General features: G+C 61.0%; 18 protein-coding genes and 1 pseudogene. 14 read left to right on the plus strand and 5 right to left on the minus strand.

Translation table 11 applies throughout. The annotated features are described in order from the left end of the window. Positions 1-101 precede the first annotated feature (101 nt). The 8 genes from praA (at position 102) to BOP96_RS07760 (ending at position 10,950) form a co-directional block, all read left to right on the plus strand. Positions 102-596 (plus strand): alkane oxidation protein activator PraA, encoded by a 495-nt coding sequence (praA, locus tag BOP96_RS07725; RefSeq protein ID WP_014718292.1) that lies wholly within the window; start codon positions 102-104, stop codon positions 594-596. Between the two features lie 134 nt (positions 597-730). Continuing rightward, on the plus strand, positions 731-1,216 hold the full coding sequence (praB, locus tag BOP96_RS07730; RefSeq protein ID WP_014718293.1) for an alkane oxidation protein activator PraB: 486 nt from the start codon (positions 731-733) through the stop codon (positions 1,214-1,216). Between the two features lie 141 nt (positions 1,217-1,357). Next, positions 1,358-2,803 (plus strand): outer membrane protein transport protein, encoded by a 1,446-nt coding sequence (locus BOP96_RS07735; protein ID WP_014718294.1) that lies wholly within the window; start codon positions 1,358-1,360, stop codon positions 2,801-2,803. A 217-nt stretch (positions 2,804-3,020) separates the two neighbouring features. Next, on the plus strand, positions 3,021-5,531 hold the full coding sequence (locus BOP96_RS07740) for an acyl-CoA dehydrogenase (RefSeq protein WP_073452339.1): 2,511 nt from the start codon (positions 3,021-3,023) through the stop codon (positions 5,529-5,531). Positions 5,532-5,682: 151 nt separating this feature from the next. After that, positions 5,683-7,026 carry a 3-oxoacyl-ACP reductase gene (locus tag BOP96_RS07745; RefSeq protein WP_073452341.1) on the plus strand — a complete coding sequence of 448 codons (1,344 nt, stop codon included), beginning with the start codon at positions 5,683-5,685 and terminating at the stop codon, positions 7,024-7,026. Positions 7,027-7,029: 3 nt separating this feature from the next. After that, positions 7,030-7,920, plus strand: a complete 891-nt coding sequence (locus BOP96_RS07750; protein WP_058410555.1) for a MaoC/PaaZ C-terminal domain-containing protein — start codon at positions 7,030-7,032, stop codon at positions 7,918-7,920. Continuing rightward, positions 7,917-9,215, plus strand: coding sequence for an acetyl-CoA C-acetyltransferase (locus BOP96_RS07755; RefSeq protein WP_019820212.1), 1,299 nt, complete (start codon positions 7,917-7,919; stop codon positions 9,213-9,215). Before BOP96_RS07750 ends, BOP96_RS07755 begins: the two co-directional genes overlap by 4 nt. Positions 9,216-9,246: 31 nt before the next feature. After that, a complete protein-coding gene (locus tag BOP96_RS07760; protein WP_014718299.1) occupies positions 9,247-10,950 on the plus strand; it encodes an AMP-binding protein in 1,704 nt (567 codons plus the stop codon). A 114-nt stretch (positions 10,951-11,064) separates the two neighbouring features. Here the strand turns inward: BOP96_RS07760 and BOP96_RS07765 are convergent. Then, a pseudogene (locus BOP96_RS07765) lies at positions 11,065-12,180 on the minus strand (Gfo/Idh/MocA family protein). A gap of 431 nt (positions 12,181-12,611) precedes the next feature. Between BOP96_RS07765 and BOP96_RS07770 the strand changes: the two are divergent. The 5 genes from BOP96_RS07770 (at position 12,612) to BOP96_RS07790 (ending at position 18,032) form a co-directional block, all read left to right on the plus strand. Continuing rightward, on the plus strand, positions 12,612-13,649 hold the full coding sequence (locus tag BOP96_RS07770; RefSeq protein ID WP_014718301.1) for a WD40/YVTN/BNR-like repeat-containing protein: 1,038 nt from the start codon (positions 12,612-12,614) through the stop codon (positions 13,647-13,649). Positions 13,650-13,667: 18 nt separating this feature from the next. Further along, entirely contained in the window at positions 13,668-16,043 is a 2,376-nt protein-coding gene (locus BOP96_RS07775) for an efflux RND transporter permease subunit (RefSeq protein ID WP_032903192.1), read from the plus strand. A 203-nt stretch (positions 16,044-16,246) separates the two neighbouring features. Then, positions 16,247-16,534 carry a DUF5629 family protein gene (locus BOP96_RS07780; RefSeq protein ID WP_014718303.1) on the plus strand — a complete coding sequence of 96 codons (288 nt, stop codon included), beginning with the start codon at positions 16,247-16,249 and terminating at the stop codon, positions 16,532-16,534. After that, positions 16,524-17,696, plus strand: coding sequence for a lactonase family protein (locus BOP96_RS07785; protein WP_019820208.1), 1,173 nt, complete (start codon positions 16,524-16,526; stop codon positions 17,694-17,696). The genes BOP96_RS07780 and BOP96_RS07785 overlap by 11 nt, the downstream gene beginning before the upstream one ends. Positions 17,697-17,852: 156 nt before the next feature. Next, a complete protein-coding gene (locus BOP96_RS07790) occupies positions 17,853-18,032 on the plus strand; it encodes a hypothetical protein (RefSeq protein WP_003190784.1) in 180 nt (59 codons plus the stop codon). 115 nt (positions 18,033-18,147) lie between these two features. Here the strand turns inward: BOP96_RS07790 and BOP96_RS07795 are convergent, their stop codons facing one another. The 4 genes from BOP96_RS07795 to BOP96_RS07810 form a co-directional block, all read right to left on the minus strand. After that, complete coding sequence (locus BOP96_RS07795; RefSeq protein WP_019820206.1) at positions 18,148-18,741, minus strand: glutathione S-transferase; 594 nt, start codon at positions 18,739-18,741, stop codon at positions 18,148-18,150. Continuing rightward, positions 18,738-22,376: an AAA family ATPase gene (locus BOP96_RS07800; RefSeq protein WP_073452345.1), complete on the minus strand. Its 3,639-nt coding sequence runs from the start codon at positions 22,374-22,376 to the stop codon at positions 18,738-18,740. The genes BOP96_RS07795 and BOP96_RS07800 overlap by 4 nt, the downstream gene beginning before the upstream one ends. Then, entirely contained in the window at positions 22,373-23,614 is a 1,242-nt protein-coding gene (locus BOP96_RS07805) for an exonuclease SbcCD subunit D C-terminal domain-containing protein (RefSeq protein WP_014718307.1), read from the minus strand. The genes BOP96_RS07800 and BOP96_RS07805 overlap by 4 nt, the downstream gene beginning before the upstream one ends. Before the next feature lie 173 nt (positions 23,615-23,787). Next, the gene (locus BOP96_RS07810; protein WP_073452347.1) at positions 23,788-24,039 is read right to left on the minus strand and encodes a DUF6124 family protein; all 252 of its coding nucleotides are present in this window, start codon (positions 24,037-24,039) and stop codon (positions 23,788-23,790) included. A gap of 408 nt (positions 24,040-24,447) precedes the next feature. Here BOP96_RS07810 and BOP96_RS30030 point away from each other — a divergent pair, with 408 nt between their 5' ends. Beyond that, positions 24,448-24,918, plus strand: coding sequence for a hypothetical protein (locus BOP96_RS30030; protein WP_173877528.1), 471 nt, complete (start codon positions 24,448-24,450; stop codon positions 24,916-24,918). The last annotated feature ends 320 nt before the right edge of the window (positions 24,919-25,238 follow it).

The following is a 25,238-nucleotide window of genomic DNA, read 5'->3' on the forward strand; positions in this document are numbered from 1 at the left end:
CTCGGGATCTGTGTATCGCGCAGGTCCTTGTCGCCCGGCGTTTTGAGTGCAAGAACCTGGTTTGACCCTACAACAATAATTTCAAGGGAAGGACGTACACCATGCAAAGTTCTGCCAAGTTCACCGCCCACATCCTGTTGGCGGCCATGGGTTTGATTGCTTACCACCAGGCTCAGGCTGCGCGTATCGAACCTGCTGGCAGTGCCTTCACTGCCCAAGGACCTATCAGCTTTTCCAAAGGCAAGCTCATCAGTGCCGACTGCACCATCAAGGTAGCCGGCAAGGTTGCAGCCGATGGTTCATCGGTGAATGTCGACAAAGTCGAGTTCGACGGTGGCCTCAAGTGCAGCCGTGTCGAAGCCATCAACTTGCCTTGGGTGTTAATCGCCAAAGATACAAAAAGCGGCTCCATGTCGAAGATCAGCGTAGACGTGCATGCCTTTGGCCTGGGTGGCAAGTGTGGGCCGTCGACGGCCGACGGTACTTGGGATAACGCCACCGGCAAGTTGGAAGCCGCCGATGTTGCGATTGGCGAAGACTGCAAGATCAAGACGGTGTCGATCAAGATGCCGCCCAACTTCAAAGTTGTCGAATAACACGTTCCGACAGTTGTAGCGGTAAATGCATTGAAATTTGGCTGGAAAGGGAAGTTCTGCAGTTTCACCGTGACCTCTCGATCATGGCCATTACCCCTGGCGAAATGAATCGCCATAACATGTGAGGAAAAACAATGAAAAGCTTGAAAACCCTCGTTTGTGCAACTTCGTTTGCTCTGTGCTTTGGTGCCGCCTCCATGGCGAGCGCGGCGTCCGTTTCTCCAGACGGTCCGTTCTCGACTAATGCCGGTACCATCGTGGTGAAGTCGCCCTCATCCTTCGGTGCGGCAGTGACTTGCGGCATTACCTTTACCGGCAACGTTAGCGGTGGCGTGGCTTCTATCAACGGTGCGTCCTTGACCGGCGGCGGCCTGTGCGCACTGCCCACGCTGACTAACCTGCCTTGGGTTCTTACCGCAGCGACGGGCACCACCGGCACCGTGACCAACGTAGGCTACAAAATCTCCTCGATTCCGGCCACTAACTGCGGCCCTACCACCATTGCCGTGGCGTGGACTCCTGGTACCAAAACACTTTCGGCCACCAATCAGTCGCTGACCGGCAACTGCACCGTCGTATCGCTGAATGTTGTTGCCCCGACGCTGACGGTTAACCCGTAAGCATGTGACTCCAGAGGGCTGATCACCCGTGAAAGGCCGATGCCTCATGCGAGGCATCGGTTGGGCAGGGTACTTACGGTGTGCCTGCGGCCACACGACCCACCGGCAGGGGCCGGGCGAAATAATAATAAGGAGCAGCGCATGAATAATAAGAAACAACACGCTCACACGTTACTGGGGTTGGCGCTGTTGGGAGGTTTGATGACCACGGGACATGTGCAGGCGGGCGGCTTCTCCACGCCAACCTACGGTGCGCCTGGCTGGGGCCGTGCGTTTGGCGGCGGTTCATTGTTCAAGAACGACCCCAGTGCCGCGTACAACAACCCGGCGGCCATGGCGTTCATCGATTCAACTATCGCGCAGCAGACTGTCGATTATGCCCGGGTCAAGATCAAATATTCGGGTCAGGCTTTTGACCACAACGGTAATCCTGTGACCAATACGCCGGTATTGGATGATCAGGGCAGCATGGGCGATCCGACGCTCAATAACAATAACGGGGGGCAAGGTGGCTTTACCGCGTGGCTGCCAACCGGTTTCCTGGTGATCCCAATCGGCGACCGCTTTGCGTTTGGCTTGAGCCAGGTGGTCCCCCAGGGCATGAGAACAACTTGGAACGAAGACTCCAAGCTGCGGGATTTTGCAGTCGACACCAAAATTGAGACCGTTGGCCTGACAGGCTCACTGTCGTTCAAGGTCAATGACCAGTTTTCGGTCGGCGGTGGCGCCATCGTCCAGCGCAGCCAGGGATTTGTCAGCCAGAACGTCGACTTGCTGGCAGCGGCGGACGTCTCTCCCGGACTCGGCGGGACCGGCTTTCCGACCGGTGTAGGGCATTCGTTGATGCGTGTGAAAGTCGATAATATCTCGGTCGGTTGGTTTGGCGGTGTGGTATGGAAGCCGACGGCGCAAGACACACTGGGCTTGAACTATCACGCCAAAATCAAAAACAAGATGACCGGCAAATACAATGTCTATACGGATGCTATCGGTCGCAACGCGATGACCAATCCTATTGGACCGAACGGCGAAACATTGGTTGAAATGGCGTATCCGGGGCTGAAGCTTTTCCCGGACGGGGCGCATGCCAGCACTCAGTTGGATATTCCGGCTACTGCGGCGATTGACTGGGTCCACCAGTTCAATGATCGCTGGACATTAGGTGTCAGCGCCCAGTGGACTGAATGGTCTTCGTTCAAAGACCTGACACTCAAGTCGCAAGGCTCGACTATTGTTGCCATCCCGTACAACTACAAGAACGCCTGGATGACCTCGATCGGTGGCGACTATAAAGCCACTGACGAACTTACCCTGCGTGCCGGTGTAGCTTACGACCAGACACCTACCCGTAACTCCACGCGTGACCCCCGGATCCCCGACGGCGACCGCTATTTCTTGGCGTTTGGTGCCGGTTATGACATCAAGGCTGTGCCTGGTCTGTCAGTGGATGCCGCGTATTCGCACCAATTCGTCCAGAAGGTCAATCTGAAGACCAAGAACGTTGATCGTCTCGGAGCCGCCCAACTGGACGGCAAAGCCGAATCGTCAGGTGATGTGGTCAGTCTGTCGGCTACCTACAAGTTCTAAAGGGCACGTGGAGCAGTTGTCGAGCAGGGTTCCCAGTGCACCTGGAGACCCTGCCGGGGCTGTTTAGGCTGTTCTGGTTTCTTATTCCACAAGGCTGAGTCGTTCAGCCTGATTTTTTTCGTCAACACACTAAATAAAAATTTCAAAACATTATTTGAATTTATGATTTGAAGTTTGTAGTGTGGTTTTACGCCCTGAATCAAGTAGAGGTATCCCCATGCTTATCTGGTTATTGGTGGGTCTCGCCGCCGCGATTGCCCTGGCGTATCGACAAGCCGCCGCCACCCTCTGGCTGGGCGCTGGCCTGGTCTGGTTAGCGGCGGGTTATCTGTTCAACGCGGTGGCCGTGCCGGGCATTACCCTGGCGGCGGTATTGGTGGTGGTGCCCGCCTTGGTGCTGGCAATCAAACCCCTGCGCCGCAAGTTGCTGACTACCAAGGCCTTGGGCCTGTTTCGTACGATCATGCCGGCAATGTCCGATACCGAGCGTGCGGCCATCGAGTCCGGCACGGTGTGGTGGGATGCCGAGCTGTTCAGCGGCAAACCCGACTGGCAGCGCCTGCTGCAAGCCGCGCCGGCCAGCCTGAGCGCCGAGGAGCAAGCTTTCCTCGACAACGAAGTCGAAACCCTGTGCGACATCGCCAACGACTGGGAAACCACGCAAGTCTGGCAGGACATGTCCCCCGAGGGCTGGCAGTACACCAAGGAGGCCGGGTTCCTCGGCATGATCATTCCCAAGCAGTACGGCGGCAAAGGCTTCTCCCACTACGCCCATTCTCAAGTGGTGATGAAGCTGTCGACACGTTGCTCGGCGGCAGCTATTTCGGTGATGGTGCCTAACTCCCTGGGGCCGGCCGAGCTGCTGCTGCATTACGGCACCGACGCTCAGCGCAACTACTACCTGCCGCGCCTGGCACGCGGTGACGATATTCCGTGTTTCGCCCTGACCAGCCCGTATGCCGGCTCCGATGCCGGCGCGATCCCTGACCTGGGCATCGTCTGCAAAGGCATGCATGAGGGCGAGGAAGTACTGGGTTTCAAAGTGACCTGGGACAAGCGCTACATCACCCTCGGCCCGATTGCCACGGTGCTGGGCCTGGCGTTCCGCGCCGAAGACCCGCAGGGCTTGCTTGGCGCGCCAGGTTCCCTGGGCATTACCTGTGCGTTGATCCCCACCTCCCATCCAGGGGTAAACAGCGGCCGGCGTCACTGGCCGTTGAATGCGGTTTTCCAGAACGGTCCTACTACCGGCAAGGATGTGTTCATTCCCTTGGAGTGGGTGATCGGTGGTCGCGAACAAATCGGCAACGGCTGGCGCATGTTGATGGAATGCCTGGCGGCAGGCCGGGCGATTTCCCTGCCATCGGCCAACGTCGGCCTGGGTAAAGTGGCGGTGCGCGGTACCACAGCCTATGCGGCGATGCGCAAGCAATTCGGCCTGCCCATCGGCAAGTTCGAAGGTGTACAGGCGCCGCTGGCGCGCATGGCCGGGCATCTGTATGCCTGTGATGCGGTGCGCAAGGTGTCGGTGGCATCCCTGGACGCCGGCGAGAAACCGTCGGTGATCTCGGCCATTGCCAAGTACCACGTCACCGAGCGGGCGCGCATCATCGTCAACGACGGCATGGACATCGTCGCCGGCAAAGGCATCTGCATGGGCCCCAATAACTTCCTCGCCCGTGCCTACCAGCAAAGCCCCATCGCCATTACGGTGGAAGGTGCGAACATCATGACCCGCTGCCTGATCATCTTTGGCCAGGGCTTGATTCGTTGCCATCCCTACGTGTTCCGCGAGATGGAAGCGGCGCACAACCCCGACCGGCGCAAGGCCCTGGAAGACTTCGACAGCGCAATGTTTGGCCATGTGAGTTTTGTCGTGGCCAACACTGTACGCGCAGCGGTGCATGCCCTGACCGGCGGACGCCTGATTGCGGCCCCGGCCAAGACCGACTCGGCGCTGGCTGCCTACTACCGCCAGGCCAATCGGCTGTCGGTGGTGCTGGCGCTGATCTCGGATATTTCCATGGGCGTGCTGGGCGGTGCCCTCAAGCGCAAGGAAAGTATCACCGGGCGCCTGGGGGATATTTTGTCGCAGTTGTACATCTTGTCTTGCGTGCTCAAGCGCTTCGAGGATGACGGCAGGCCCCAGGCGGACTTGCCGCTGGTGCACTGGGCGGCCCAGGACGCGTTGCTGCGCGCCCATGAAGCCTTGGCCGAAGTGCTCGACAACTACCCCTCAAAACCCGCTGCGGCGGTGGTGCGCACCTTGAGTTTTCCGTTTGGCATCCCGCTGCGCAAACCATCGGACCGTCTGTTGGCGCAGGTGGCGCAGGTGGTGCAGACCCCTGGCGAGACCCGCGACCGGTTGCTGGCCAATTCCTACATCCCGCGTCCGGAAATCGACAAGCTGGCGTATGGCGAACTGGGGTTCCGTTTGTTGCCCCAAGTGGAGTTGATCGAGGCGCGGCTCAAACCCGCCATCAAGCAAGGTTTGCTCGGCCCGCTGCCGATCTCTGCCACGGCCTTCACCGACTGGCGCGTCAAGGCGCGGGCGCTGGACTTGATCAGCGACGACGAAGACGCCTTGCTGGCGCGCTATGTGGAATACGCCGACCACGGTATCCAGGTGGACGACTTTCCCCAGGACTTTGGTTTGCTGGAGGCCCTGCAGCAGCGTAAGCAGGCGCTCGAGCCGGTGGCCAAACGGCGCAGCGCTCCGGTCAATTAAGAGAACCCCGGTCCACCTGTGGGAGCTGGCTTGCCTGCGATGGCATCACCTCGGTTTGACTGATACATCGAGTCGTCGGCATCGCAGGCAAGCCAGCTCCCCCATTCGATCGGGTTTACAAGACAGCCATTGTGTTGTGAGTGGAACCTCTATGAGTGACAGCTACCTTTCGTTCGTCAATTCCCCCTGGGGCCGGCGTCTGGCCCAGGCGGTCGGCTTGCCGCAACCCTTGCCCCTGCAACGGCATCGCAGCGGCCAGGCCGGCCTGGCTAATCCTGTGATCATCGCCGGGGCAGGGCGGCTGGTGGCCTCGGTGCAGCGCGTGTTCAGCGCCACCGACACCGTCGCCGCGAGCCCGGCGACGCTCAAGGCACCGTCCACGGTCAAGGTGCAAGGCGCGGTGTTCGACGCCAGCGGCGTGACCGACCTGCAGCAGCTGGATGAGCTCTACCTGTTCTTTCACAGCAACGCCAAGCGCCTCGGCCAGCATGGCCGGGTGGTGGTACTCGGCACGGCACCCGAGCATTGCAACGACTTGCCCCAGGCCATCGCCCAACGCGCTCTTGAAGGCTTGGTGCGTTCGCTGGCCAAGGAGCTGCGCCGGGCGATTACCGTGCAACTGCTGTACGTGGCGCCGGGCGAGGAAGACGCGCTGGACAGCAGCCTGGGGTTTTTCCTGTCGCGCCGCTCCGCCTATGTCTCGGGGCAAGTGGTGCGCCTGGAAAAACCGGTCGATGGCCACGCCGCCATCAACTGGGACAAACCCTTTGCCGGCAAACGTGCCCTGGTCACCGGCGCCTCCCGTGGCATCGGCCTGGCGATTGCCCAGGTGCTGGCGCGCGACGGTGCCCATGTGGTGTGTGTGGACGTGCCCCAGGCGCAGCAAGCCCTGCAGCAGGCGGCGACCAGCGTGAGCGGTTCGGCGTTGCCCCTGGATATCACCGCCGCCGACACCGCCTCACTGTTGCAAACCCACGTCAGCCAATACGGCGCCTTTGATGTGGTGGTGCACAACGCCGGGATCACCCGCGACAAGACCATCGCCAAAATGACCGAGGTCGCCTGGCGCAGTGTCCTGGCGGTCAATCTCGAAGCGCCGTGGCAGCTCAGTGAGGCTTTGCTCGACAGTCAGGGTTTGAACCCTGGTGGGCGCATTGTGTGCGTGTCGTCGATTTCCGGTATCGCCGGCAACCTGGGGCAGAGCAACTACGCCACGTCCAAGGCCGGGGTGATCGGCCTGGTACAGGGCCTGGCGCCGCGTGCGGCAGCCCGGCAGGTCACGGTGAACGCGGTGGCACCCGGCTTTATCGAGACCCAGATGACCGCGAAGATCCCGCTGATGATCCGCGAAGCGGGGCGGCGCATGAATTCGTTGTCCCAGGGCGGGCAACCCATCGACGTGGCCGAGACCATCGCCTGGCTGGCGCATCCGGCGTCGGGCGGCGTCACTGGCCAGGTGGTGCGGGTGTGCGGCCAAAGCCTGTTGGGAGCCTGACCGATGGACTACGTGACACAGATCATCGACCCACCGCCGTCGCGCACGCAGTTGTTGCTCGACGGCCTGCGCGCCTTGCGCAAACCCAAGCCCGACGGTGCGCCGCCATTGCCCACCGCACGCCTGGTGCGCAGCGCGGTGGAGCTTTCGTCGGCCGGTATCGCCGCTTACTCACGGGCGTGTGGTTTTCGTCGCGAGCAGGGCGTGCCATTGTCCTATCCCCATGTGCTGGCGTTCCCACTGCACCTCATGCTGCTGACTCGGCCAAGCTTTCCCTACCCGGCCAGTGGCATGGTGCACCTGGCCAATCGTATTCGTCAGCACCAGCGCTTGCACGAGGGCCAGGCGTTGCGCCTGGAGGTGTATTGCGAGCGCTGGGTGGCCCATCTCAAAGGGCAGGCGTTGAGCATTGCTACCCGTGCCTACAGCCAGGAAACCCTGGTGTGGGAAAGCGATAGCCTGTATTTGCGCCGTGACGTCAGCAATCCGGTGGGTGAACCCTGGAATGACCCTCTGCCACTACAGGAAGACGGCCTGTTACGCACCCAGCGCTGGGTACTGCCCGCCGACCTGGGGCGACGCTTTGCCAAGGTCTCGGGGGATTTCAATCCCATTCACACGTCGGTCATCGGTGCCAGGCTCTTCGGCTTTCGTCGCGCCATCGCCCATGGCATGTGGACCCTGGGCCGCGCATTGGCAGCGCAACAGCCGCCCGGTGGCCTGGACCAGGCCGAGGCACATTGCGACTTCAAATTGCCGATCTTCCTGCCCGGCCAGGTCGCCCTGTGGCGCCACCCGGCGAGCGGGCCACGGCGCGAGTTCGAAGTGCGCAATTTTGTCGGGGACAAGCCCCATATGCGCGGGCTATTCATTTGGAAAGAGAGCCAGCAATGAGTGACTACAGTTTTACCCCGGCCCCGACCCGCCGCGTGGCGATTATCGGCGGCAACCGTATTCCATTTGCGCGCTCCAACACGGTGTATGCCCACGACAGTAACCAGGACCTGCTGGTCGCCGCCCTGCAAGGATTGGTGGAGCGCTACAACCTGCACGGCCAACGCCTGGGTGAGTTTGCTGCCGGAGCGGTGATCAAGCACTCGCGGGATTTCAACCTGGCCCGCGAGGCGCTGTTGTCCACCACGTTGTCTGCGCAAACCCCTGCCTATGATGTGCAACAAGCCTGTGGCACAGGGCTTGAAGCTGCGCTGCTGGTGGCGAATAAAATCGCCCTCGGCCAGATCGAAGTGGGCGTTGCCGGTGGTGCCGACACCACCTCCGACGCGCCCATTGGCATCAACGAATCCTTGCGCCATACCTTGCTCGCGGCCAATCGCGCCAAAAGCCTGGGCGACAAGCTCAAGGCCTTGATGAAAGTGCGCCCATCGATGCTGTTCAAACCATTGCTGCCGCGCAATGGCGAGCCGCGCACCGGGCTGTCCATGGGCGAGCACTGCGAAGAAATGGCCAAGCGCTGGCAGATCAAGCGCCTGGCCCAGGACGAGCTGACCCTCACCAGCCACCAGCGCCTGGATGCGGCCTATCAACGCGGCTTCTTCGACGACCTGATCAGCCCCCACCGCGGCTTGGCCCGTGACAACAACCTGCGTGCCGATATCAGCCTGGAAAAGCTCGCCGGCTTGTCGCCGGCCTTCGACCGCCAGAACGGCACGCTCACCGCCGGCAACTCCACGCCCCTGACCGATGGCGCCTCGGTGGTGCTGCTGGCCAGTGAAGAATGGGCCGCCGCCCATGGCTGGCCGGTGTTGGCCTACTTGCGCACGGGCGAAACGGCTGCGGTGAATTTTGTCGACGGCACCGAGGGCCTGCTGATGGCGCCGGCTTACGCCGTGCCACGCATGCTTGCGCGGGAAGGCTTGAGGTTTGCCGACTTCGATTTCTTCGAGATCCACGAAGCGTTCGCCGCCCAGGTGCTGTGCACGCTCAAGGCCTGGGAAGACCCGCAGTATTGCCGCGAGCGACTCGGCCTTGACGCCCCCCTGGGCGCCATTGACCGGGCCAAGATGAACGTCAACGGCGGCTCACTGGGTTGCGGCCATCCCTTTGCGGCCACCGGTGGCCGGCAGCTGGCGGCGCTGGCCAAGGCTATCCATGAACGCGGTGGCGGTCGCGGCCTGATCTCGATCTGCGCGGCGGGTGGGTTGGGCATCACCGCCATCGTCGAGAAGTAGCGCTATCAAAAACAACAATAAGGACACTGCGATGAACGCGATCAGCCTGGAACACACCGAACGCATCTGGTTGAACACATACCTGCCTGGCGTGCCGGCGGATATAGAGGCCGGGATCGAGGACTACCCCTCGTTGCGCGAAGTGTTCCTTGAGCACCTGGAAAAATTCCGTGAGCGGGTGGCCTACGTCAGCATCGGTACTGAAATGACCTATGCCGATTGGCGCACCCAGGGCATTGCCTTTGCCGCCTGGCTGCAGGACCAGGGCGTGAAGAAGGGCGATCGCGTGGCCCTGATGATGCCCAACTGCTTGCAGTACCCGATCTGCCTGCTGGGCACGATCCTGGCCGGGGCGGTGGTGGTCAACGTCAACCCGTTGTATACCGCCCACGAGCTCAAGCACCTGCTCAAGGACAGTGGTGCCGAAACCGTGGTGATCTTCGAAAATTTCGCGCATACCCTGGAAAAAGCCATGGTCGGCAGCAGCGTCAAGCGTGTGGTGGTCGCGGCGATCGGTGACTTGCTGGGCACCTTCAAGGGCGCGGCAATGAACTTCATCCTGCGCAGCGTGCAGAAGCAGGTACCAGCCTTCAGGCTGCCCGGCTCGCTGCGTTTCAACCAAGTGCTCAAACAGGGCAGGGCCATGCACCATTTACCGGTCAGCCTGCACCGCGATGAACTGGCCTTCCTGCAATACACCGGCGGCACCACCGGTGATGCCAAGGGCGTGATGCTCAGCCACCGCAATATCATCGCCAACCTGCTGCAAGCCAAGGCCTGGGTCGGTGATCAGTTAAACCTGCACAAGCAGGAAACCAACGTGACCTTGCTGCCGCTGTACCACATCTTCTCGCTGACGGTGAACTGCCTGATGTTCATGTGCCTGGGCGGGCGCAATATCCTCATCGCCAACCCTCGGGACGTGAAGCGCGTGCAGATGATCCTGCGCAAGGAACGCTTCAATGGCATCGCCGGGGTGAACACGCTGTTCAATGGCTTGCTGGAAAACAAGGAGTTCTGTGCACGGGACTTTTCCGACCTGCGCCTGGTGATTGCTGGCGGCATGGCCACCCACACCGCGGTGGCCAAGCGCTGGAAGGAAGTAACCGGGCTGCCGATCATCGAAGGTTACGGGCTGACCGAGTGCTCGCCCGTGGTGAGCATCAGCCCCATCGATATTTCGCGCATGCGCGAGATGGAATTCACCGGCAGCATTGGCGTGCCGTTGCCCTCGACCTGGGTGCGCTTCTTACGCGAAGACGGCGAACTGGCGGATATCGGCGAGCAGGGCGAGTTGCAAGTACGTGGCCCGCAAGTGATGCAGGGCTACTGGCAACGACCGAAGGAAACCGCCGAGGTGCTGGATGCCGAGGGCTGGCTGTCTACCGGGGATATCGGCGTGATGGACGCACGCGGGTATATCCGCCTGGTGGACCGCAAGAAGGACATGATCCTGGTCTCGGGCTTCAACGTGTACCCCAATGAAATCGAGGACGTGGTGGCCATGCACCCTGGGGTCGCCGAAGTGGCCGCCATTGGTGTGGAAGATGCGGTGACCGGGGAGAAAGTCAAGATCATCGTCGTGCGCAAGGACCCGAGCCTGACACAGGAGCAGATTCTTGCGCACTGCCGAGAGTACCTGACGGGGTACAAGCTGCCTAAATATGTGGAGTTCCGCACCATGGAATTGCCCAAGACCACGGTGGGCAAAGTGCTGCGCCGGGCCTTGCGCTGATTGAATGGTTCAGATGACCAAATGTGGGAGCGGGCTTGCTCGCGAAAGCGGCGGTTCAGGCACTGAATGTGCCGACTGACACAGCGTATTCGCGAGCAAGCCCGCTCCCACATTTTAAACCGTGCCCACTTTCACCCAGCGCTCCTCAAGGGCGGCCACTCGAATCGCCGTCGCCAGCCGCTCCACCTCCCAGGCCGCCTCAAAGTCCGTCCCCAGCGCCCCTTGGCCGGCCAGCGCCATGATCAACTCGTACACTTCCAACGTCTTCAATTCGTTGTAACCCAACTGATGCCCCGCCGCCGGGCTGAATGCCGCATAGCCGGGCAGGGCAGGGCCAGCCAGCACGCGCTGGAAGCCGTCCTGGCCGATGCGGTACAGGCGCAGTTCATTCAAGCGTTACTGGTCAAACGCCAGCGTGCCTTGGGTGCCGCTGATCTCGAAACTCAGATGGTTTTTGTAGCCGTGCTTGAGCCAACTGCTGCTCACCGTGCCACGGGCGCCGTTGGCGAAGCGCAACAGGGCATGCACCTGGTCATCCACGGCAATGGCTTTTGAGGTTGGGCTGCCGGCGGTGGCGGGGCGCTGGCCGTGCACGGTCTGGGTGTCGGCACAGACATGAGTGACCTCGCCCACCAGATAGCGGGCCATCGACAGCAAATGGCTGCCCAGGTCAGCCAGGGCGCCGCCAGCATGCTCCACTTCGCAGCGCCACGACCAAGGGGAGGCCGGGTCGGCCATGAAGTCTTCGCTGAACTCACCCTGGAAGCTGATGAGTTGGCCCAGTTCGCCTTGGGCGATCATCTGCCGCGCCAACACGATCATCGGGTTGTGCTGGTAGTTGTAACCCACCCGCGTTACCACTCCGGCGGTATGGGCGGCGCGGCGCATAGCGTCGGCTTGTTCAAGGCTGACGGCCAGGGGTTTCTCGCAATACACCGCTTTACCCGCCGCAATCGCGGCCATGGCCATGGGGTAATGCAAGTGGTTGGGGGTGGTGATAGCCACGACATCGACCTTGGGGTCAGTGATCAACGCTTGCCAGTCGCCATGAGCCTGGGCAAACCCCCAGGCGCTGGCGCAACGCTGGGCGCGTTCGGTGTCGGCATCGGCCAGGGCGGCCAGCTTGAGCTGCACGGGCAGTTCAAATACCGCCCGAGCGTTGTTGAACGCCAGCGCGTGGGCGCGGCCCATGAAGCCTGTGCCGATCAAGCCGATTCCGAGTTCACGCATCGTCGTGGTCCTTTGGATTATTGTTTTCAGGAACGCCATTAATGGAATAAAAATTCACCAAATTCAATAGATGGAATAAAAATTCATTTCTCCTGATCGTTCCCACGCTCCGCGTGGGAATGCCGCCCGGGGCGCTCTGCGCCCCGCTGTTTGCGCGGTGATGACGCGGAGCGTCAGGGGATGCATTCCCACGCGGAGCGTGGGAACGATCACGTGGGGCCATCATTTCAGCTGATGTAGCTATATTCAGCACATGGCCAAAAGCCGCCAGTTAACAAAAGATAACGTAGCGCCGATTGTCAGACGATTCCAAAGCCCGATAGGATGGCCCCTGCTTCCTCCAGGCGCTCTAGATTGCAGGTTTCAAGGTCCTGGAACAGAAGACGACCTAACAATAATAAATGGGAGAAAGGTCTATGAGTGAGCCTGTCATGGGTTGGGTTGTTTGCCGCCCACGCGCCGCACGCAGGGTTGCGTTGCTGGCCACAGCGCTCTCGCTGCTTGCTGGCAGCGCATTGTCGCTGCCGGTTCTGGCTGCCAGCGATACCCCCGCCGCCGCAGTCTTTGCAATTGAATCCCCCAGGGCCGCCAAAGGCTTGATGATCGACGTGGTTCACGCAGGCAAGCGCCTGGTGGCGGTCGGTGATCGTGGACATATCCTCTATTCCGATGACCAGGGCAACACCTGGACCCAAGCCAAAGTGCCCACTCGGCAACTGCTCACGGCGGTGTTTTTCGTCGATGACCAGCACGGCTGGGCCGTCGGCCATGATGCGCAGATTCTTGCCAGTACCGATGGCGGCGCCACGTGGACCCAGCAATATCAAGACCTCAAGCGCGAAGCACCGTTGCTCGATGTGTGGTTCAACGACGCCAACCACGGCCTGGCCGTGGGCGCCTACGGTGCGCTGATCGAAACCACCGACGGCGGCAAAACCTGGAACGATGTCAGCGAGCGTCTCGACAACGAAGACCAGTACCACCTCAACGCCATCGCCCAGATCAAGGGCGCCGGCCTGTTTATTGTCGGTGAGCAAGGCAGCATGTTTCGCTCAAGCGACGACGGCCAGACCTGGGAAAAACTCGAAGGCCCCTACGAGGGTTCGCTGTTTGGCGTGATCAGCACCGCACAGCCGCAAACCCTGCTGGCGTATGGGTTGCGCGGCAACCTCTACCGCTCCACCGATTTCGGCAGCACCTGGGAGCAGGTCCAATTGAACGCGGCGCGTGGCGCGTTGGAGTTTGGCCTGTCGGGGGCGACCTTGCTGGAGGACGGTTCCATTGTTGTGGTCGGCAACGGCGGGAGCGTGGTGGTCAGCCATGACGACGGCCAGACCTTCAGTGTGTTCAATCGCCCGGACCGCATTTCACTCTCAGCGGTCACGGCAGCAGGCAATGGCAATTTGATCCTCGCGGGGCAGGGTGGCGTGCGGGTTGCCACATCGGCCGGCGCAGAGCTCTCAAAATAATAAGAAGGCGGGGATCCAATGAGCAGTCATCACAACGATAAAGCGACCTTTCTTGAGCGTCTGATCTTCAACAATCGCCCGGCGGTGATCGTCATCTGCCTGTTGGTGAGTATCTTCCTGTTCTGGCAGGCGACCTTGATTCGCCCGTCCACCAGCTTTGAAAAGATGATCCCGCTCAAGCACCCCTTCATCGAAAAAATGATGGAGCACCGCAACGATTTGGCCAACCTGGGCAACACCGTGCGTATTTCGGTGGAAGCCAAGGACGGCGACATCTTCACTAAGGAGTACATGGAGACCCTGCGCCAGATCCACGACGAGGTGTTCTACATCTCTGGTGTGGACCGCTCGGGCCTCAAGTCGCTGTGGAGCCCCAGCGTGCGCTGGACCGAGGTGACCGAAGAAGGGTTTGCCGGCGGGGAAGTGATCCCGCAGAGCTACAACGGTTCGCCGCAGAGCCTCGACCAGTTGCGCAATAACGTGCTCAAGTCCGGCCAGGTCGGGCGGCTGGTGGCCAATGACTTCAAGTCGAGCATCGTTGATATCCCGCTGTTGGAGTCCTACCCGGACCCGCAAGACCAGGGCAAGTTGCTGGCCCTGGACTACCGCAAGTTCTCCCATGAACTGGAAGACAAGATCCGCGACAAGTTCGAAACCCAGAACCCCAACGTCAAGATTCATATTGTCGGCTTTGCCAAAAAAGTCGGCGACCTGATCGATGGCCTGGTGATGGTGGTGCTGTTCTTCGGCGTTGCGTTCGTCATCACCCTGATTCTGCTGCTGTGGTTCACCAACTGCCTGCGCAGCACCATCGCGGTGTTGAGCACGACATTGGTGGCGGTGGTCTGGCAACTCGGGCTGATGCACTTCTTCGGTTTCGGACTGGACCCGTATTCAATGCTGGTGCCGTTCCTGATCTTCGCCATTGGCATTTCCCATGGCGTGCAAAAGATCAACGGCATTGCCCTGCAATCCAGCGAGGCAGACAACGCCCTGACCGCTGCGCGGCGCACCTTCCGGCAACTGTTCCTGCCGGGGATGATCGCCATTCTGGCGGATGCGGTGGGCTTCATCACGCTGCTGATCATCGACATCGGCGTGATCCGCGAACTGGCTATCGGCGCGTCCATCGGCGTGGCGGTGATCGTGTTCACTAACCTGATCCTGCTGCCGGTCGCGATTTCCTACGTGGGCATCAGCAAGCGTGCCATCGCCAAGAGCAAGAAAGACGCGAACCGCGAACACAGCTTCTGGCGCCTACTGTCCAAATTTGCCAGCCCGAAAGTCGCGCCGGTGTCGGTGTTCCTCGCCTTGATCGCCTTTGGTGGTGGCCTCTGGTACAGCCAGAACCTGAAGATCGGCGACCTGGACCAAGGCGCACCGGAATTGCGCCCGGATTCGCGCTACAACAAGGACAACAATTTCATCATCAACAATTACTCCACCAGCTCCGACGTATTGGTGGTAATGGTCAAGACCAAGGCCGAAGGCTGCTCACGCTATGAAGCCATGGCGCCCATCGACCAGTTGATGTGGAAGATGCAGAACACCGAGGGCGTGCAGTCGGCGATCTCGTTGGTGACCGTGTCCAAGCAAATGATCAAGGGCATGAACGAAGGCAACCTGAAATGGGAAACCCTGTCGCGCAACCCGGATGTGCTGAACAACTCCATCGCCCGTGCCGATGGCTTGTACAACAACAATTGCTCCCTGGCGCCAGTGTTGGTGTTCCTCAACGACCACAAGGCCGAAACCCTCGACCGTGCCGTGCATGCGGTGCAGGACTTCGCCAAGGAAAACAACAAGGACGGCCTGGAATTCATCCTCGCAGCGGGTAATGCCGGGATCGAAGCGGCCACCAACGAGGTGATCAAGGAGTCGGAGCTGATCATCCTGATCCTGGTGTACCTGTGCGTGGCGACCATGTGCATGATCACCTTCCGCTCCTGGGCGGCGACCCTGTGCATCGTGTTGCCGCTGGTGCTGACCTCGGTACTGGGCAACGCGCTGATGGCGTTCATGGGCATTGGTGTCAAGGTCGCGACCTTGCCGGTGGTGGCCTTGGGTGTGGGCATAGGCGTGGACTACGGCATCTACATCTACAGCCGCCTGGAAAGCTTCCTGCGCGCTGGCCTGCCGCTACAAGAGGCGTACTACCAGACGCTGAAATCCACCGGCAAGGCCGTGCTGTTCACCGGCCTGTGCCTGGCCATCGGCGTGTGCACCTGGATCTTCTCGGCCATCAAGTTCCAGGCCGACATGGGTTTGATGTTGACCTTCATGTTGCTGTGGAACATGTTCGGCGCGCTGTGGCTGTTGCCAGCGCTGGCGCGATTCCTGATCAAACCTGAGAAGCTGGCAGGGCAGAAGGGCAACTCGTTGTTCGCGCACTGATCCTGCTCCCAAATGGCGAGATCGGGCTTGTGTGGGAGCGGGCTTGCCTGCGATAGCATCGCCGCGGTGTCACTGATACACCTCGGCATCTGCATCGCGGGCAAGCCCGGCTCCCACACATCGCTCCCACATGGGTGCGGTGTTCAACCTCTAGGCTACAGCCTGGGCTATCATTGCGGCTTTCCCCAAAATGATTGACTGCCATGACTGCCGACACCCTGACTCGCGTCCTTGCTACCAGCGATATGCTGATCATCAATGGGCTGCACGCCTTTGACTTCGAGCTTGATCAGCAACTGCAGATCCAAAGCATGGATGGCCGGGAACTCAAGCGCTGGACCTTCAGTCCAGAACAGTTGGAGGCGGCTACCTTTGACGAGAGCTTGCAAAGCTGGTTGCTGATCAACGACGACGGTGAACACCGTCTGGTCTGCTTGAGCGCCATCCAGGGCGACAACAATAACGACGAGGACGAAGCAGATGATGCGTAAATTCTGGCCCCTGCTGATGGCAGGCAGTGTCGGTGCGATGTCGGTGCAGGCCGCACCGGCCGATATCCATGAACTGTTGGTCGGCAGCTATACGGCCGGCACCAGTGAAGGGATCTACCGCCTGCAATTCGACAGTAGCACCGGGCAGTTCAGCGGCAAGCCGGTGCTGGCGGCGAAAACCGCCAACCCTTCCTGGCTGACGATTTCCAAAGACCAGAAGCAGTTGTTTGTGGTCAATGAAAACGGCCCCGGCCAGGAAGACCCGGTGGGGCGTGTCAGCAGCTATAGCATCGACCCCCAGAACCACCAGTTGACCCTGATCAACCAGGTGCAGAGCCTGGGCAATGAGCCGACCCATTCCAGTGTGGCCGCCGATGGGCGCTACCTGTTCGTCGCCAACTACTCGGTGGTGGAAGACCCGGGTGGCAGCCTCGCGATCCTGCCGGTGGATGCCAGCGGCAAGCTGTCGGCACCGGTGCAGTTGAGCGGGCACCCGGCCAGCCGTGTGAACCCGGAGCGCCAGGCGTCCAATCATGTGCATTCGGTGGTGTCGTCGCCGGACGGCAAGTATGTATTTGTGCAGGACCTGGGGGCGGACAAGGTGTTTGCCTACCGCTACGACCCCAAGGCCAATCATGAGCTGCCACTGACGGCGGCCGACCCGGCGTCGGTGCAGTTGCCACCGGGCAGCGGCCCGCGTCACTTGCTGTTCAGCGCGGACGGCAAGCACGCCTGGCTGACCACTGAGATGAGCGCCCAGGTAGCCGTGTTCGATTACAACGACGGCAAGCTGACGCAAACCCAGTTGCTCGACTATGCCGCCGGCCAACCGGTGTCCGACAAAGCCGGTGCGGCGTTGCATGCGTCAAACGACGGCAAATTCCTGTACGTGAGCAACCGTGGCACGGCCAATCAGATGCTGGTGTTCAGCATCGACCCGGCCACCGCGCACCTCAAGGAAATCCAGCGGCGTTCTGTCGAAGGCGACCATCCGCGTGAGTTCAGCCTCGACCCTAGCGGCAAATTCCTGCTGATCGCCAACCAGAAAAGCAATGAAATTGTCGTCGTCGAGCGCGACCCCAAGACCGGCCTGCTGGGTAAAACCGTGCAGAAATTGCCGATTGATGCCCCCAGTGACCTCAAGTTCCTGGTGCGTCAATAAGCCACAGGCCCCGCACTGCGGGGCCTGAGCCTTTGTATTAATCGCAGTGATAACGGCTACTGTTTCAAAGCATTTCTAAGGTTCAACCCTCGGGCGTAAGTTGGGTTCCAAGGCCTTCCCAGGCCACCCAACCAAACGCACACAAGGGTTACCGCCATGAATTTCAATCTCTTCTCGATCATTGCTGCTTCTGCTGTTTCCGCCACCGTGGCATTGCCTGCCGCCGCCAGCGTGGAAGTCACCGGCAAAAAATCCAATGTCACGGCCTATACCCAGAAATACCTGCAACAGAGCGCCAATTTCTATGCGGCGCTGGATCACAAGACCCAGCACTGAGCCACGGTCCAATGTGGGAGCTGGCTTGCCTGCGATGCGGACCACTCGGTATAGCTGATGTACCGAGTCGATGCCATCGCAGGCAAGCCAGCTCCCACATTGGATTGGATTGGCCTCAGGGTTTTGCCATCACTGCTATAAACAACGGTGAATCCAGAAACCGCTGTAACCAGGCCTGCAAACGCCGATAGGGCGTGCCCGCAAACCACTCCCGATTCACATGGGCAAACTGGCGCACAAACGGCGCCAGCGCTGCATCTGCCAAGCTCAGGTGATCGGCGAGTAGATACTCACGGTCTGCCAGCAAATCTTCCAGCTTGCGCAAGAACACCTCGCCCTCGGCCCGATAGTGTTCCATCGGTTGCTCCGGGTAGCGCTCGGCGTACTTGTATCGATTCAAATGATGTTTGAACACCTGGTCATTTTCTTCAATCAGCGCATACACCGCCGGATCGCCCTGTAGCCGCCAGTTTTCGGGGTCGTGCTGGGCCAGCGCCCACTGCATGATCTCCAGGCTTTCCTCGATCACTCGCCCTTCGACGCTCAACACCGGCACCGTGCCCTTGGGCGACAGCGCGAGCATCTCGGCCGGCTTGGCTTTCAGGCTGACTTCGACGATGCTCACCGCAACGCCGGAATAACGCAGCGCCAGTCGCGCGCGCATTGCATAGGGGCAACGCCGGAACGAATAAAGCAGCGCTTCGCTCATTTGACCTCCAACGTGCTCAGGCCATTGCCCTGGCGCTTTACCTGGATCTGCACCGGGATGCGTTCATGCATTTCCTGTACGTGGGAGATCACCGCCACCTTGCGACCCTGGGCCTGCAAACCATCCAGAGCGTCCATCGCCAATTGCAAGGACTCCGGATCAAGGCTGCCAAAACCTTCGTCGATAAACAGCGACTCGATCTTCAAGGTGCTCGACGCCATCGAGGCCAGCCCCAACGCCAGTGCCAACGACACCAGGAAGGTTTCGCCACCGGACAGGGAATGCACCGAGCGCAGTTCATCGCCCATCTCTGTGTCCATCACCAGCAGCCCCAGCATGCTGCCGCCGCGTTTAAGCCGGTAGCGGCGCACCAGTTGGCGCAGTTGCACGTTGGCATGGTGCACCAGCAAGTCGAGGTTGTAGGCCTGGGCGATCTTGCGGAAGGTGTCGCCGGTGGCCGAGCCGATCAGCGCATTCAGGCGTGCCCAGCGCTGCCACTGCTCGTAAGCCTTGGCAATCTGTTCGGCCAGGGCCTGGTTGGCATTCTGGCGGCGCTGGTCTTCGGACTGGCGTGCGCGCAGTTCGGCGCAGTGTTTCTCACCCTCAAGCAATTGCTGCTCAAGCGTTGCCAGGGTGGCGGCCAACTGCTCGGCCTCCAGGTTGCCATTGTGCAGGGCCTGGTGTTCGGCCAGGCGCTGTTCGCGCTCGTGCAGCAGAACCTTGGCTTGCTCGACGGCCTTTTCGCTGCTGTGCAGGTGCTGGCGCAACTGCGCGACCTGGGCGTCATCAAGGGCCAACAGGCGTGCCAGGCCCTGATCATCCAGGTCTGGGTGCAGGGCGCGCCATTCGCCGATGCGTGTCGCAAGGGCTTGCTGCTCCGCCTCCAATGCCTGCTGGTGGTGCTGTTGGGCCTTGAGGTCGGCGGCCAGCTGTACCTGGGCCGTGTGCACGGCGTGCAGTTCCTGGTTGGCGTCCGTCTCGCTTTGGCGCGACTGCGTGACCGCTTGCTCCAGCTGCTGTTGCCACTGCTCGGCGCTGGGGTGGTCCCCTAGCAAGGCGCGGAGTTTTTCCTGGACGGCGTGTTGCTGGTCGGCCAGCTCGGCGACTTGCAGATTCAAGGCGTCGAGTTGCTGCTGACGATGCTGTTGGTGAGTGTGTTGTTTCTCGATGGCCTGTTGGCGCTCCTGCTGCTCGGCCTGCTCATCGCGTTGATGGCCCAACTGCTCAAGGCGCTGGCTGACCTGCTGGTCGAGCTGCATGAAGGTCGCCGCAGGCGCGCTGCGCAAGCCTTCCAGCGTTTCGCTGGGCAACAGGCTGGCGAAGGCGCTGATTTCCGCCTCCAGGCGTTCGCGGTCGCCGGCCAGTTGCCGTTGTTGGTCCACCAGCAATTGCCGGGCTTGCTGGCTGGCGTCCTGGGCCGCTTGCAATTGTTGCTGCAAGCGCCCGGCGTTCTGTTGCAGGTTGAGCAGGGCGCCTTGGCGTTGTTCGTCCTGGCTGATGCTTTGGGTCAATTGGGCCAATTGCTGGGCCAGCCAAGGGCTGCGCTTGGCGGCGTCCTGGGCGAGCAGCGAGGCCGACAGTGGGTGGGCTTGCAGGCTCGGTGCCAAACCCTGCTGCTGCGTGGCCAACTGTTCCTGCTGTTGCAGGAACTCTTTTTGCTGAGCGATCAGGCCGCCCACTTCACCGCGCAGTTCGGTAAGTTTTTCCTTGAGGCTGTCGACGGCTTTCTGCGCAGCCGCCTCTTCACTTTCATCATGGCGACCCAGGCTCTGTAGCAGAGCCTCGGGCTGGTGATAGGGGTGTTCGTGGCTACCGCACACCGGGCAGGGTTGGTCATCCTGCAACTGCTCGCGTAATTCCTCGACGCTGGCACTGCGGGCCAGGCGTTGGCGCTCAAGCAGTTGCTTGGTCACCGTCAGGGTTTGTTCGGCAACGGTGAGTTCGGCCTTGGTTTGCAGGCCGGTCTGGTTCAGTTGTTCGCGTTTTTGCGCGGCCTCGGCGAGCCTTTGCGTGAGCGCAGAGGCCTGTTGATCCAACTGTTGCTGGCTGTCCCACAAGCGGGCCAGGTCTTCGAAGGCGCGCTGTTGCTTGCGATTGTCTTGCAGCAGGCTGGCCAGTAACTGGATTTGTTCGGCCACCGCGTGCGGTTCGGCACCGGCCTCGTGGTAGAGCAAATCCAGGGCTTCGCGCTGTTGGGTGAACTGTTCAATGGCGGCGCTGGCGCGCTGTTCGAGCTGCCCCAGCTCGGCCTGGCCTTGGTTGAGGCGATTGCCGATCAACACCAACTGTTGCAGGCGGTCACGGTAGGCGTTCCAGGCATCGCTCAGCGGCGCGAGGGCGGCGCTGTGCTCAAGCTCGGTGGCTAGGCGTTGCAGGCGCTCGGTGCCTTGGGCCTGCGTGTGTTGCAAACCGTCGAGCAGGGCCTGGCCTTCGGTGCAGGCGCTTTCGTGCTGGTGTTTTTCCTCGTTGCGCTTGGCCAGTTCGCGGCTCACGTGGGCGAGGGTGTTTTGCTCTTCGATGGCCTGGCGCAGCAGGGGCGCGGCGTCGGCCTGGTGTTTCAGGGCCGCGGCCAGTGCTGCCTGGGCGGCCACTTGCTGGTGTTGCGCCTGTTCCTGGCGGGAATGCAGGGCGGTTTGTTGCTCGAGGTGCTGGGCAATCTGCGCCGCCAGGGGCGTCAGCAAGGTGGCGAGTTCTGCCTGGCGCAGGAAGTGATGGCGTTGCGGTGCCAACTGCTCCAGAAGGCTCAGGTCCTGGCGTTGCTGACCTTGGTCGGCCCAGGTCTGCTCGTCGCGTTGCAGTTGCTCCACAGCATGCTGATGGCGCTCCTGCCATTCACGCAGTTCCTTGAGCCAGGTGTGCTGCAACTCCAGCTGCTTGAGCTGGGCTTGCTGGGTTTTGAGTTGCTGCTGGGCTTGGGCCAACTGTTGATCCAGCTCGGCGCGGGCTTCGGGTGCCAGGGGTACCACGCCGGTGGCTTGGTCCTGCAGCTGTTTGTGGGCGTCCTTGGCCTCTTTGGCCTTATCGAACGCACGGCGGCCGAGCTGGGTGTAGAGCGCGGTGTCGGTGAGTTTTTCCAGCAGTTCGCTGCGCTCATTGTCATTGGCCTTGAGGAAGGCGCTGAACTCGCTTTGCGCCAGCAGCACCGCACGGGTGAACTGTTCGAAGTTCAGGCCCAGGGCCAATTCCAGCTGGGTCTTGTATTCGGTTTTCTGGCTGGCCAGCAGTTGGTCGCTGTCCAGGTCGATCAGGCTTTGCCGGCTGTTCTGTAACTTGCCGCTGGCCTTGTCGCGGGCGCGGTTGGCTTCCCAGCGGGCGCGGTAGCGACGGCCACTGACACCGACAAAATCCACCTCGGCATAGCCGCCGCCAGTGCCGCGGCGAATCAGGGTGCGCGGGTCGCCGATGGAAATGTCCGTGTCGGCATCCGGCATTTTGGCCTGGCCGGTATCACCCAGGCGCGGTACCGCGCCAAACAGCGCCAGGCACAACGCATCGAGCAGGGTGCTTTTCCCCGCGCCAGTCGGCCCGGTGATGGCGAACAGGCCAGCACTGGCCAGGGGCTCGGCGGTAAAGTCGATTTCGAACGGGCCCGCCAGGGAGGCGAGGTTTTTCAAGCGGATGGCGAGGATCTTCATGGCTGTTCGCCCTCCTGTTGCACTTCCTGGAGCAGCACGGCGAAGTCCTTCAAGGTCTGTTCATCCACGTCACTGCCGTAGCTGTCCTGCCAGGCGCGGCTGAACAACTCCTGGGGCGTGAGCTGGTCGAGTTCGATCAGTTGCGCATCGTCTGCCTCTGCGCTGCCGCGTGTGCCGGCATAGTCGGCGGCGATCCGCACCAGGCGCACGGCCTTGCCTTGCAACGCGGTTTCGATCTGCTGGCGCAGGTCCGGTTGCGGCTCGTCGAGGCGCACGCGCACTTCCAGCCAAGGGTGGCGCTGGGTTTCGGCGAGCAGGTCGATGTCGGGCAGTTCACCCAGTTGCTTGAGAATATCGGCCAGGGGCGCAGCTTCCAGGCGTTGCAGGTTGACGGAGCGGGGAATCAGGATCGGTTCACAGCCCACCAGCCGTTCGCCCTGGAACGTCACGTCGAGAATCTGGTGCTTGTAGCCGATTTCGGAGAACGACAGGGGGATTGGCGAGCCGCTGTAGCGAATGCGCTCCTCGCCATTGACCTTTTGCGGCTTGTGCAAATGGCCGAGGGCCACATATGCCACGCTTCGGTCGAACAGTGTGGCGGGCAGCGCCTCGGCATTGCCGATGATCAGGCTGCGTTCGGAGTCTTCGGATACCGACCCACCGGCCATGTGCGCATGGCTGATGGCTATCAATGCCTGGCCTTTGTTGCGCTTGGCATTGGCGGCCGCGATCAGCCATTCATGCACTTGGCCGATGCCGCGCAGGTAATCATCGCCCAGCTGTGCGCCGGTGACTTCCGCCGGGCGCAGGAAGGGCAGCGCCAGGCACCAGGCGGCGATCTTGCCTTTGGCATTGGGCAGCGGGATCAGCAGGCGGTCGGCATCCAGTTGCCCGTCATCCAGCCACAGCACTCGGCCCAGGGCATGGGTGCGCAAGCGGCGCATCAGAGGCGCAGGCAGCTCAATGCGCGAACCGGAGTCATGGTTGCCGGCAATCATCACAATGGTCAGTGTCGGCTGTTGTTCGTGGGCGCTGATGATGAAGTCATACAAGCGCTCCTGGGCCTTGAGCGGCGGGTTGACCGTGTCGAAGATATCGCCGGCGATCAACAGCACGTCCGGGCGCTGTGCCTTGAGTTGGCCCAGCAGCCACTCAAGGAAACAGGCGTGTTCGAAGTCGCGTTCCTGGCCGTGGAGGTTTTGGCCCAAGTGCCAGTCGGAGGTATGAAACAGACGCAAGGCGAACTCCGTGGAGAAGATGAAAAGGAGGGGAGTTTACCTGTTCTGCGTACCTGCTGCTCCAGGCGACGCAGGTCAAATGTGGGAGAGGACTTGCCCTCGATGGCGCTGGGTCAGCCAGCATCCCTGGCACTGAACCACCGCCATCGGGGGCAAGCCCCCTCCCACAGGGGTTATGGGGTGTTAGTGGGGTTGGGTTGCAGGCAATCCAGCGCACGGTCGGCGAGGGTGCGGGCCATGTCGATCAGGTGAGCGGTGGAACAGGCCACGTCGCGCCGGGTGCCTTTGAGGCCCTCGGCGGTTTCGGTGGCGGTGGTGGCGGCGCAACGCAGTAGCGAGGAGATGCTGGCGATAGCGTCTTCGAAACTCAGGTCTTCGTGGGCGCCGAAAATCGGAAAGGGTGGGTCGGGGATAAGTTTGTTCATGGATAAAGCTCCTGCTTGGATTGGGAGCCATTCTTTTGCCGATCTCACACGTCAAAAGGTGGCAGCTATGTGCGGGGTGAGATACCGGAAAACAGGACCCGGCCAGACCGAAGTCTGCCCGCACACAGCCGCCATTGACGGTTGTAGCGCAGTGCGCCTGCTAATAACGGGATCTCACACCCGATCGCTGATTTGCAGCGACGAAGCGAAGGCTAGCCAGCGAAATGAGCAGGCGCAAGGCCAAAGGATTGTCTAGGAAACGTCCTGCAAATTAAAGGGATATGGATTGCTGGCCTTTAACAATGCATGTCGAGCGGGCGTGACGAACGAAGTGGAACCACAGGGCGAGTGGCGACCACGCACAACGTGGATTTCTCAATCAACCCCTGAATGAATCAGAGGCCCACCATGTCTTTTTCAGTAAACCCACCTTCCACTAGCGCTTTCACCGCTCTACCAGAGCAACTGGATGCTGAAAGTCGCTCAACCCAAGCTAACCATCGTCAGGCACGAAGCACTCAAACCCAGGCCAGCGCCCCGGACCTGCGCCCGTACGCAAGCGTGAGTGACCGGCAACTAATAGGGTTGATCCGCGATCACTTTCGTGAATTCGCCGCAGGGGCGACAGACAGCTATGTGAACTTCAATGAATTGAAAGAGGCCGCCGGCCTGATCGCCACCGACAGGACGTTCTCACCCGAGGCCCACCACGCGGCCAAGGAGCTACTCTCACGCCCTAAACTGCTGCGCAAGCTGGATATCGGCATCAGCTTCTTCGGTGGCCCCGGCAAGGAGGATGGCCGGTTCGATATGGATAACCTGAACTATCTGTACAAGTTCCCCCATCGGGAATGGAAGGTGCCGCGTCGTAATCACTGAGTGCAAGCAGGCGTCCGAGCAGGCGATGCAGATCAACTGTGGGAGCTGGCTTGCCTGCGATGGCGGAGTATCAGCCAGCACATCTGCCGCCTGTTACACCGCCATCGCAGGCAAGCTAGCTCCCACAGGGGTTTTGTGGTGTTGGTTGAGGCTGGGTTACTTGGGGTAGAGCGGCAGCAAGCTGGTGGTGTCGGTGGCCAGGTCTTGCTCGCGTTCGGCCACGGGGATGGCCTTGATCGCTCGCCATTGATCGTTCCCACGCTCTGCGTGGTAATGCATCCCGTGACGCTCTGCGTCACCGTTGCACAGGGCGTAAAACC

It is taken from the genome of Pseudomonas sp. FSL W5-0203 (genome assembly GCF_001896155.1).
In the GTDB taxonomy this organism is placed as follows: domain Bacteria; phylum Pseudomonadota; class Gammaproteobacteria; order Pseudomonadales; family Pseudomonadaceae; genus Aquipseudomonas; species Aquipseudomonas paracarnis.

Excerpts from the sequence above, each read along its gene's own strand:
- BOP96_RS07770 (WP_014718301.1), top strand. The coding sequence starts at position 12,612 with ATGGGTTGGGTTGTTTGCCGCCCACGCGCCGCACGCAGGGTTGCGTTG.
- BOP96_RS07740 (WP_073452339.1), top strand. The coding sequence starts at position 3,021 with ATGCTTATCTGGTTATTGGTGGGTCTCGCCGCCGCGATTGCCCTGGCG.
- BOP96_RS07790 (WP_003190784.1), top strand. The coding sequence starts at position 17,853 with ATGAATTTCAATCTCTTCTCGATCATTGCTGCTTCTGCTGTTTCCGCC.
- BOP96_RS07775 (WP_032903192.1), top strand. The coding sequence starts at position 13,668 with ATGAGCAGTCATCACAACGATAAAGCGACCTTTCTTGAGCGTCTGATC.
- BOP96_RS30030 (WP_173877528.1), top strand. The coding sequence starts at position 24,448 with ATGTCTTTTTCAGTAAACCCACCTTCCACTAGCGCTTTCACCGCTCTA.
- BOP96_RS07745 (WP_073452341.1), top strand. The coding sequence starts at position 5,683 with ATGAGTGACAGCTACCTTTCGTTCGTCAATTCCCCCTGGGGCCGGCGT.
- praB (WP_014718293.1), top strand. The coding sequence starts at position 731 with ATGAAAAGCTTGAAAACCCTCGTTTGTGCAACTTCGTTTGCTCTGTGC.
- BOP96_RS07795 (WP_019820206.1), bottom strand. The coding sequence starts at position 18,741 with ATGAGCGAAGCGCTGCTTTATTCGTTCCGGCGTTGCCCCTATGCAATG.
- praA (WP_014718292.1), top strand. The coding sequence starts at position 102 with ATGCAAAGTTCTGCCAAGTTCACCGCCCACATCCTGTTGGCGGCCATG.
- BOP96_RS07785 (WP_019820208.1), top strand. The coding sequence starts at position 16,524 with ATGATGCGTAAATTCTGGCCCCTGCTGATGGCAGGCAGTGTCGGTGCG.
- BOP96_RS07750 (WP_058410555.1), top strand. The coding sequence starts at position 7,030 with ATGGACTACGTGACACAGATCATCGACCCACCGCCGTCGCGCACGCAG.
- BOP96_RS07755 (WP_019820212.1), top strand. The coding sequence starts at position 7,917 with ATGAGTGACTACAGTTTTACCCCGGCCCCGACCCGCCGCGTGGCGATT.
- BOP96_RS07780 (WP_014718303.1), top strand. The coding sequence starts at position 16,247 with ATGACTGCCGACACCCTGACTCGCGTCCTTGCTACCAGCGATATGCTG.
- BOP96_RS07735 (WP_014718294.1), top strand. The coding sequence starts at position 1,358 with ATGAATAATAAGAAACAACACGCTCACACGTTACTGGGGTTGGCGCTG.
- BOP96_RS07810 (WP_073452347.1), bottom strand. The coding sequence starts at position 24,039 with ATGAACAAACTTATCCCCGACCCACCCTTTCCGATTTTCGGCGCCCAC.
- BOP96_RS07800 (WP_073452345.1), bottom strand. The coding sequence starts at position 22,376 with ATGAAGATCCTCGCCATCCGCTTGAAAAACCTCGCCTCCCTGGCGGGC.
- BOP96_RS07760 (WP_014718299.1), top strand. The coding sequence starts at position 9,247 with ATGAACGCGATCAGCCTGGAACACACCGAACGCATCTGGTTGAACACA.